Below are 9,384 nucleotides of genomic sequence, written 5' to 3'. Positions count from 1 at the left end.
GCAGCGTGGATAACCCGTCTATCGTCGCAGAACGTATTACATGACAGGCACTTACAGAAATCATAAGGTCGTGCCGTAACGGGCGCTGATACTGTGCACGGTCTGTGGACAAAAGCGGGCTGAATTCGATGGACAGCTTATCCACAGGCGCATGCCGGCAGTGCTGGACCTGTTATGCAATGGGCTAGCGGTTGGTTCGCAAGGGCTGGCCCCGTGGCTGTTCGATTCTGTCCCAGGGCACGATCAAGCTCGCACAAAGCTCTGGCGGGCCTCCCTGCCCAATCGTGCAGTTAGCTCCAGGGCTCAGCGTTGCGCACAGAAGCCGACGGATTCGACCGTTTCACCCGGTGCGGCCAGGTTGTTCCAGCTGACACCCTCTAGGCTGAGCACGTTGCCCTGCTGCTCGGCAGTCGCATTCCAGACGCTATCCGCAACACCTTCGATGTTGAGCTGGACCGACCAATCTAGAGTCTGCGCGCTCTGGTTACGGATCAGGACGTCGGCGCAGTAGCCAGCACCCCAGTCGCTCTGGATCGACAGCGCAGCGCGCAGCGAGCCGCCGTTTGGGGGATCGTATTCGTCGTCATCAACGCTGTTTTCACAGCCAGGATCGGCAAGATCGATCAGGCCATCGCCGTCGTTATCCTCTCCATCGCCGCAGGCTGCGGGCGGGGGTGGTGGAGGCGTCGCCCCGCGCTCGGCACAGAAACCGAAGCGGGTGCGCTCGCCAGCAGCGAGCTGGGCATTCCAGTCGACTCCGGTCACCGCGATCTGACCGCCGAGATCGTTGTAGCGCCCGTTCCAGAAATCGCGGATGACGCCGTCCACCTCAATCTGGACCTGCCAGGTCAGGCGCTGAGCGGTGGGATTGGTCACAATGCCGTCGGCACAGTAGCCGGTGCCCCAATCGTTTTGGATGACCAGCTCGACCTCGGCGCCATCTCCCGAGGGGTCCTCATCGTCGTCGTTCGGCGCATTGTACTCACTGGCGTCATCGGCGCTGGTGCAGCCTGGATCATCCATGTCAGTGAGCGCATCGCCATCGTTGTCGAGCCCGTCGCTGCAGGCGGGTGCGACATCCAGGCCGCAGGCTGCGGTCAGGCGGCCTAGGTTATCGAGCTTGTCGGTCCAGACGCTGTGCCAATCGTCTTGCAGGATACCGCCGGTGTCGCCGGAGTTGGGATTCCAGCTCCAGTAGAAGAAGTCACAGATGCGCTTGTCGATAAAGTAGTCGACCAGGGCGTCCTGCCAGGCGATGTCGGCAGGGTCACCGCCATGGCCATAGCGACCGCCAAACTCTCCTGGTGCGAGAATTCGCCCCTGATCCGCCAGAAATCCAAAGTGCTGGTCCCAGATCGCCGGCATGTTGGCCGGGAAGCTTGGATCATTGAAGTAGGGCTGTGCAAAGACGTCTGGACCATAGACATGCGGTGAGAAGACCAACTTCTCCTCAGGGATGGCCACTGGCGCGCAGGCCTGTGGCTCGAGATTGCCGCCCCACCAATGGTTGCTGTTCGAGGAGCAGACCGGATTGTCGCCGACCCCTTGGACAAAGATCAGCAGATCTGGGTTGATCTCGAGCACGGCCTCAGCAGCACGCTCGGCCGCCAGGTTCCAGTCCGTTGCTAGATTGCCGGTCCCCCAGGTCGCGGCGCCGTGCGGCTCGTTCTTGAGATCGATGCCAACGAAGTGCTCGAGCTTGCGGTAACGATCGGCCAAGAAGCGCAGATCGCTGATCCATTCCTGCTCGCTGTAGTCATCGGTGTACCAGAGCTCGGAGATCGCTCGACAGTCGGGGCGATGATGATCGAGCAGGATATAGAGCCCTTGCTGATCCATCTTGGCCAGCACCCGATCAAGGATCGCGAGGCTGCCGAGGCCCTGAAGCTCCGGGTTCTTGCTATAGTCGATTGAGCTTGGGGTGACGTTGTCGAGGGTGATCGGGCAGATTGGCACGCGCACGGCGTTGAATCCGGTCTGCCTGATCTGCTCGATCATCGAGCGATAGTGGCGCGCCCACAAGCCGTGTGGGACGTGATCGAGGGTCTCTGCCCCAAACCAATTCACGCCGAAAAGGTTGATCGGTGCTCCGTCACGGTGGATACGACCATCGACGACCTCGTAGGTGGCGGCGAGGGCCGGTAAAGGTGCAAGGACAAGGGCGGTGGCGAAGAGCCTGGTTGCCAGCACGTGAGTGAGCCTAGGCATTGGCGTGGCCTCTGGTTGCGGCGCCATGCTCAGGCGGGCCCGGCGCCTGTTCGGTGATTTGGATGAAAACACTGCAGCCTAACAAGTCTAGGTTAGGCACCGACAGCCTACAGCCGCCTTGCCATTCGATGACCATTCGCTCATCTGCAGGCGCTCGGGCGGATGCTGGCGCCGCTGGAGTGATCCGAGGGGTCGAGCGAGCCTAGAAGGCGACTGGGCCGAGCGGTTACACTCCCGGGTCCGGCAGGCGCAGCCGCTCGACGGGCTCACCCTTGATCAGGTGTGACTGGAGGATTTCTTCGAGGTCTTCCTTGTCCACGTAGGTGTACCAAACCTCGTCTGGATAGACGACCGCTACCGGCCCCTCACTACAGCGGTCTAGGCAACCAGCGGTGTTGACCCGGACCCCGCCCTGACCCGCGATCCCTAGCTCCTTGGTGCGTTTCTTCAAGAAGTCACGCGAGTCCTGGGCGTTACACTGTGCGCAGCACTGACTGCCGTCGGGGCGCTCGTTGATACACATGAACAGATGATGCTTGTAATAGGACACAATCAGAGGCTCCAATCCGACCTAAAAGAGGCACCAGCAGCGCTGGTGCCGAGTCTAGAGCGTGCGGCTGCAGCGCGAGAATCGCAACGCGCGGTTCGGCAAAATCTCTGGCGCCCATGACCGAGGCCGATCAGTCCAGACCCAGTGCGTTGTGGTCACAACAGTCAACACCGGCATCAGCAGAGATCGCTGAGCCTGAGATCACCCGCCTGCTGAATCTAGCCGATCAGTGCGTGAAATGTGGTTATTGCCTCCCGCATTGCCCAACCTTCAAGCTCGCCCGCGACGAAGGTGAGTCACCGCGTGGCCGTATCGCCCTAATCCAGGGGTGGCTGAGCGGCGCGATTGACGATGGGCCTCGCCTCCAGCGACACCTGGACCAATGCCTCGAGTGCCGCGCCTGTGAGCCGAGCTGCCCCTCGCTAGTGCGTTATGGCGCCCTCATGGATGGCGCCCGTGCAGTCCGCGAGCATGGTCGCTCTCGCTGGCAACGTGGACTTCGGCGGGCACGACTTGCACTGCTGACAGGATCGACTGGACTTCGGCTCCTGGCCGCATTCGGCATCGGCTATCGCTGGCTGCGACTGCCGCCGTCACTCATCGAGCGCCTCTCGCGACACTGGCCAGTCATTCGGGTGGTCGATCCCTTGGCGCGCGCACTGCGTTGGCCTCGGAAGCGCCTTGCGTGTGATCAGAGCAAGGTGAGCAGGCGAGTGGCTGAAGGCCGCCCTGCCCTATTCCGCGGCTGCATCGCGCGGCTTACAGATCAACCCTTGGAGGATGCAGCGCTGCGCCTAATGACTCGCCTCGGTGAGCCGGTCGAGATACCGGAGGAGCAGCAGTGCTGCGGTGCGATCCATCGCCACAACGGGCATCCTGATCAGGCTGATCGATTGCTGAGGACAAACACCGAGGCCTTCAGCGGGCGGACCATTGTGGGCCTCGCTAGCGCCTGTGTGGCTGAGCTGCGCGAGCAGGGTCACTTGGATAGTGTTGAGATCTGTCGTTTTCTGCTCGATCTACCCTGGCCGGCCAGCGCCTATCTGCGCCCGTTGTCGGCAACCGTTGCCGTCCACGAGCCCTGCTCGCACCGCAATCAGCTGCGCGATCAGACAGCGGTCTATCAGCTCCTGCAACGGATTCCCGAGCTGTTGGTCACGCCTCTGCCGGGAAACGAGACTTGCTGTGGAGCGGCAGGGACCTATCTGACCGAACATCCAGAGATCGCACTGACGTTGGCCGCGCCCAAGGTGGACGCCCTGAAGCAGCTCAGGCCAGACTACCTGGTCACGACCAATACCGGCTGCGCCTTGCACCTGGCAGCGCAACTCCGCGACGCGGGACTGGAGACCCAGGTGCTCCATCCGATTCAGCTCATCGAACAACAGCTTTGTATCGCCAACCCGCCCGCATCTCAACTCAGGGGCTCACAGACCAATGAACAGACGTGATTACAGTCCAATCGACCGCGCCCTGATCGGCGTCGATCAAACACTGCGCACCCTCTTTGGCCGTCCTGCGGTGACCGAGCGGGACAACCCGGGAAAGACCGCTCCCGAGGTCGAGCTCACGGAGGATGAGCGCCTGCATATTGGCCGTCTCATGCGCGTCAATCACACCGGGGAGGTGTGCGCCCAGGCCCTCTACCAGGGCCAGGCATTGACGGCTCGCGACGCGCGTGTGCGCGAGCGCCTGGAACGCTCGGCGCAGGAGGAGAATGATCACCTTGCCTGGTGTGAGGAGCGTATCCAAGAGTTGGGGGGCCGCAAGAGCCTGCTCAATCCGCTCTGGTACGCCGGCTCATTCGCGATGGGCACGGCGGCCGGGCTGGCCGGCGACAAATGGAGCCTTGGCTTTGTGGTCGAGACCGAGCGGCAGGTGGAGGATCATCTCGATGCGCATATTACGCAGGTACCGGCCGATGACCACCGCACGCGCGCCGTGCTCGAACAGATGAAGAGCGATGAGGCGCACCACGCCCAGGTCGCCAAGGGTGCGGGCGGCGCTGAGCTACCGACAGCGGTGAAATTTGCGATGCGGGCCGTCTCTAAGGTGATGACCCATGGCGCCTACTGGGTCTAAGCCCAGGTATCTCTGGCCAGCTGGCTAGGCCCAGTGAACTGAACCCTGAACCCTGAACCCTGAATCCAGTGATCTCAGCCTTACGGCTCAGCTCCGAGGGTCACGATTGGGCCTCAGCGTGAGGCCTCAACTGTCGGGTGTCTGCCAGGTCGCGATCTCGCGCGACAGGTTGCGACCATAGAAGATCTCCATCATCTCACGGCGCACGAGCCGTTCGATGCGCTCTTGCTCCTTGTCCGACAGATCCGAGGTTGTGACACAGAACAGATAGTCGTTGAGATCGAAGCGATTGACGACCATCTTGGTATGGAAGAGATTCTCCTGATAGACGTTGACATCGATCATCTGAAACCGGTCCTTGGTGTCCCTCGAGAGATAGTTCTGGATCGAGCTGATGTTGTGGTCGATGAAATGCTTGCGGCCGCCAACGTCGCGGGTGAAGCCGCGCACCCGGTAGTCCATGATGACGATATCGGACTCGAGCGCGTGGATCAGGTAGTTCAGGGCCTTCAGTGGCGAGATCAGTCCGCAGGTGGAGACATCGATATCGGCGCGAAAGGTACTGATCCCGCTGTGCGGATTGCTCTCGGGATAGGTATGGACGGTGATATGGCTCTTGTCGAGGTGTCCGACGACGGCGTCCGGAAAGGGGCCAGGCGTGGCCGCGTTGGACATTGATTCCTCGCGCACGGCCTCCTCGGCGATCAGCATGGTGACCGAAGCGCCCTGGGGCTCGTAGTCCTCGCGCGCGATATTGAGCACATTCGCGCCGATGATATTCGCCACGTCTGTCAGAATGCCGGTGAGTCGCTCCGCGTTATAGGCCTCATCGATGTACTCGAGATAGGCCTGGCGCTGCTCCGCGGAGCTCGCATAGCAGACATCATAGATATTGAAGCTCAAAGACTTGGTCAGGTTGTTGAACCCTTCCAGCTTCAAGCGCTTTTTGATCTTCGGCATCGTTGTCCCCGAGGTGAGGGGGCGATAGGCTACGCCGCGCTGTGGTGGGTTGCAAGCGCGACCAAACGGGGCTGCTGGTGTCGGTTAGGCGACCGCCATATCGTCAAGATCGCGCAGCTCATAGTCATGGGTAATGGTGGCCGTTGCACCGAGCATAATCGAGGCCGAGCAATACCTTGTCGCACTCAGCTCGATCGCGCGCGCCACCCGGGTCTCACTCAGCGCCCGGCCGGTGACAATAAAATGGGCGTGGATCTTGGTGAAGACCTTGGGGTCGGCCTCACTGCGCTCGGCGCTGATCTCGACGACGCAATCGGTCACCGCCTGGCGCGCCTTGCGCAGGATCAGCAAGACGTCGAATTGGGTACAGCCGCCCATGCCGAGCAGCAGCATCTCCATTGGACGGGGTCCGAGGTTCCGGCCGCCGGCATCGGGCGGGCCATCCATCACCAGGGCGTGTCCGCTGCCAGATTCACCGACCATCGCGGTCCCTTCGACCCACTTGACACGTACCTTCATGCGCTCTCCGATCGGGATCTCGTCAGGGTTGCAGTGATCGCGCGAAGCCTAGCATGCATCGTGCGGGCACCAAGACTTGTTAGACTCTGTTTCTTCACTCTGTGAGATAGGGTTGCATCGATGCTGGTAAAGCCACCGCATGAGCCTGACTGGCTCAAACCGTTCTTGAGTCACTGCCATACCAAGTACTATGAGAAGCATGTCGACTTTATCCGCCGCGGTGAGCCAGCCGAGAGTCTGTATTATCTCATCGACGGCTCGGTGACCGCCTTGATCGAAGACGACGATCGCCACGAGCTGACCTTAGCCTACATCAACAAGGGCGAGTTCATCGGCGAGATGGGACTGTTCCAGTCCCTGACCACGCGCAGCGTGATCGTGCGCACGCGCGAGGTCTGTACCATCGCCGAGATCAGCTACACCCGGGTGCAGCAATTATTGCATCGAGAGCTGAGCGAGCATGCGCTGGGATTGTTGTTTGCGATCGGCGGACAGCTCGCGCAGCGTCTGCGTCAAACCAGTCGGCAGGTCGGGGATCTCGCGTTCTTGGACGTGACCGGTCGCATTGCCGGGGCCTTGCTCGAGCTGTGCAAGCAACCTGATGCCATGACGCATCCGGATGGCATGCAGATTCGAATCACTCGCCAAGACCTCGGTCGTATGGTCGGCTGCTCGCGGGAGATGGCGGGTCGGGTGCTGAAGAGCCTTGAAGAGAAGGGGCACATCAGTGTCAGTGGCAACACCATCGTGGTGTTTGGCACCCGCTGAGTCTTGTTCCCGGTCGTTGCCCAATCTAGAGGCCGACTGAGGACCCGGAATTGAGGGTCCCGTTGATCGTCTCAGTGTGGGCCTGGCTTAGGACCTAGCGTCGTCTAACGAGAAGATCGCCGCCAGGGTCTTTCCGGGATCGGGGGTGCGCATCAACGACTCGCCCACCAAGAAGGCGTGGACGCCACGGTCACGCATCAGCGCGACATCATCGCCGGTATGGATGCCACTCTCGGTGATGAGCAGCCGATCTGCAGGGACCTGCGATCTCAAATCCAGCGTGGTTTGCAGGTCGACCTCGAAGCTGCGTAGATCGCGGTTATTGATGCCGAGCAGGCGGCTGGGCACGGCCAACGCGCGCTCGAGCTCGAGCGCATCATGGACCTCAATCAGCACGTCGAGGCCAAGGTCTCTGGCCAGCCTGGCGAGATCGGCGAGTGCCGCATCCTCGAGACAGGCGGCAATCAAGAGAATGCAATCGGCACCTAGGGCGCGCGCCTCGACGACCTGGTAGGGGTCAATGACGAAGTCCTTACGGATCACCGGTAGTGCGCAAGCGGCGCGGGCGTCGATCAGATGCTGGTCGTCGCCCTGAAAGAAATCGCGATCGGTCAGTACCGACAAACAGCTCGCGCCACCCTGGGCATAGGAGCGGGCGAGCGCGGGCGGATCGAAATCCTCTCGGATCACGCCCTTACTTGGGCTGGCGCGCTTGATCTCGGCGATGACGGCGGCTGCCCTCGTATTGACCCGTTGGTGCAAGGCCTCAGCGAAGCCTCGTGGCGGGGACGCATCGGCGGCACGGACCTCGAGTGAGCGGCCCGAAACCCGCTGCTTGCGCTCAGCAACCTCGTCGTGCTTACGCGCAACGATACGCTTGAGGATATCCGGTATCTCAGGCATGGGAGGTCAGTCAGAGCGTCTTGGCCAGCGCGATCAGCGCATCGAAGCGCTGGCGGGCAGCACCGCTGGCGATGACCTCGTCGGCCAGGCGAACGCCGTCGGCGAAGCTGGAGGTGACATCGGCGGCGTAGATCGCGGCCCCAGCGTTGAGCAGGACGATATCGCGTGCCGGGCCAGGTTGGTTATCCAGCACAGCGGTCAACAGGGCCAGACTCTGCGCTGGGTCGTCGACCCGGATCTCGGTAAGGGATGAGCGAGCCAGACCGAAATCTTCAGGCGCGACGCTGTAACGAGTGATCACGCCTTCTTTCAGCTCGGCGATATCGGTCCGCTCGGCGACGCTGATCTCATCGAGGCCATCACGGGCGTGCACCACCAGTACATGGCGGGAGCCGAGGCGCTGCAAGACCTCTGCGAGCGGCTCCAACAGCGATTCGGCAAAGACGCCGAGCACCTGATGTTGGACGCCCGCTGGATTGGTGAGTGGCCCGAGCACGTTGAAGATCGAGCGGATGCCAAGCTCGCGCCTTGGGCCGATGGCATGCTTCATCGCGCCATGATGCGCGGGCGCGAACATGAATCCCACCCCGACCTCGCGCACACAGCGAGCAACCTGTTCCGGGCTCAGGTCCAAACGCAGCCCAGCGGCCTCAAGCACATCCGCGGCACCGGACTTGGATGAGACCGAGCGGTTACCGTGCTTGGCCACGCAACAGCCGGCCGCTGCGGCGACGAAGATGCTGGTGGTGGAGACGTTGAAGGTGCCCGAGGCATCGCCGCCGGTCCCGACGATATCCACGGTCTTCTCGAGTCCGGCCAGATCGACGCCGCTCGCGAGACTGCGCATGACCTTTGCGGCCGCGGCAATCTCGGTGACGGTTTCGCCTTTGAGACGCAAGGCGACCAGGAAGCCGGCGATCTGCGCGGGGCTTGCCTGACCGGTCATGATGGCGTTCATGGTGGCGGTCATGGTGGCGGCATCCAGATCCCCACCGTCGACCAGCTGCCCAATCGTGTGCTTGATATCCATCGGTGCGGCGCTGCTGGTCATCAGTAGCTCAGCAGTTTGGGCAGCGCGTTCGCCTGCTCAACCCAGTCCTCGACCTGCGCCGCCGTCGGTGGACGCTGCGTCAGCTGCATTGCCGCATTGGTCGCCGTCAGCTTGGTGTGCAGATTGGCGGCATTGCGGGTGGCCAGCTCCTTGACGGTGTCGACGCCGGCATTCTCGAGCAGATCGGAATAGACCCCGGACACGCCTTTGATGCGCGCGAGGTCGGCGCGATTGGCCAGCTCGAGGATGGTCGCGGTCTCGCAGTCGCAGCGCTTTGCCAGGTCTTTGCGCTGCGCGGGCGTGGCGACAGCACTGACGAAGGCGTCGTTATCGGCGAGGCCAT

Annotated in this window: 10 protein-coding genes; 3 read left to right on the top strand and 7 right to left on the bottom strand. The window is 62.0% G+C overall.

From position 1 onward, the window contains the following. Positions 1-303: 303 nt before the first annotated feature. Complete coding sequence (locus tag ACY693_RS09650; protein WP_462321614.1) at positions 304-2,208, bottom strand: cellulase family glycosylhydrolase; 1,905 nt, start codon at positions 2,206-2,208, stop codon at positions 304-306. Between the two features lie 226 nt (positions 2,209-2,434). Then, a complete protein-coding gene (locus ACY693_RS09645; RefSeq protein ID WP_462321613.1) occupies positions 2,435-2,758 on the bottom strand; it encodes a (2Fe-2S) ferredoxin domain-containing protein in 324 nt (107 codons plus the stop codon). A gap of 116 nt (positions 2,759-2,874) precedes the next feature. Here ACY693_RS09645 and ACY693_RS09640 point away from each other — a divergent pair, with 116 nt between their 5' ends. Then, entirely contained in the window at positions 2,875-4,209 is a 1,335-nt protein-coding gene (locus ACY693_RS09640; RefSeq protein ID WP_462321612.1) for a (Fe-S)-binding protein, read from the top strand. Continuing rightward, positions 4,196-4,840 carry a 2-polyprenyl-3-methyl-6-methoxy-1,4-benzoquinone monooxygenase gene (gene coq7 / locus ACY693_RS09635; RefSeq protein WP_462321611.1) on the top strand — a complete coding sequence of 215 codons (645 nt, stop codon included), beginning with the start codon at positions 4,196-4,198 and terminating at the stop codon, positions 4,838-4,840. The genes ACY693_RS09640 and coq7 overlap by 14 nt, the downstream gene beginning before the upstream one ends. Positions 4,841-4,966: 126 nt before the next feature. On the opposite strand, the gene speD is transcribed toward coq7, so the two are convergent. Next, entirely contained in the window at positions 4,967-5,800 is an 834-nt protein-coding gene (gene speD / locus ACY693_RS09630) for an adenosylmethionine decarboxylase (RefSeq protein ID WP_462321610.1), read from the bottom strand. Between the two features lie 84 nt (positions 5,801-5,884). Then, a complete protein-coding gene (locus tag ACY693_RS09625) occupies positions 5,885-6,319 on the bottom strand; it encodes an OsmC family protein (RefSeq protein ID WP_462321609.1) in 435 nt (144 codons plus the stop codon). A 120-nt stretch (positions 6,320-6,439) separates the two neighbouring features. Between ACY693_RS09625 and crp the strand changes: the two genes are divergently transcribed. After that, a complete protein-coding gene (crp, locus tag ACY693_RS09620; RefSeq protein ID WP_462321608.1) occupies positions 6,440-7,087 on the top strand; it encodes a cAMP-activated global transcriptional regulator CRP in 648 nt (215 codons plus the stop codon). A gap of 87 nt (positions 7,088-7,174) precedes the next feature. Here crp and trpC read toward each other — a convergent pair whose 3' ends face one another. The 3 genes from trpC to ACY693_RS09605 all read right to left on the bottom strand — a co-directional run. After that, the gene (gene trpC / locus ACY693_RS09615; RefSeq protein ID WP_462321607.1) at positions 7,175-7,990 is read right to left on the bottom strand and encodes an indole-3-glycerol phosphate synthase TrpC; all 816 of its coding nucleotides are present in this window, start codon (positions 7,988-7,990) and stop codon (positions 7,175-7,177) included. A 10-nt stretch (positions 7,991-8,000) separates the two neighbouring features. Beyond that, positions 8,001-9,020: an anthranilate phosphoribosyltransferase gene (gene trpD, locus ACY693_RS09610; RefSeq protein ID WP_462321615.1), complete on the bottom strand. Its 1,020-nt coding sequence runs from the start codon at positions 9,018-9,020 to the stop codon at positions 8,001-8,003. A 20-nt stretch (positions 9,021-9,040) separates the two neighbouring features. After that, on the bottom strand, positions 9,041-9,384 hold a 344-nt coding region (locus ACY693_RS09605), incomplete at its 5' end, for a DUF4332 domain-containing protein (RefSeq protein ID WP_462321606.1).

Source organism: Halochromatium sp. (assembly GCF_054919635.1).
This window is presented reverse-complemented; position numbering and strand designations above follow the sequence as displayed.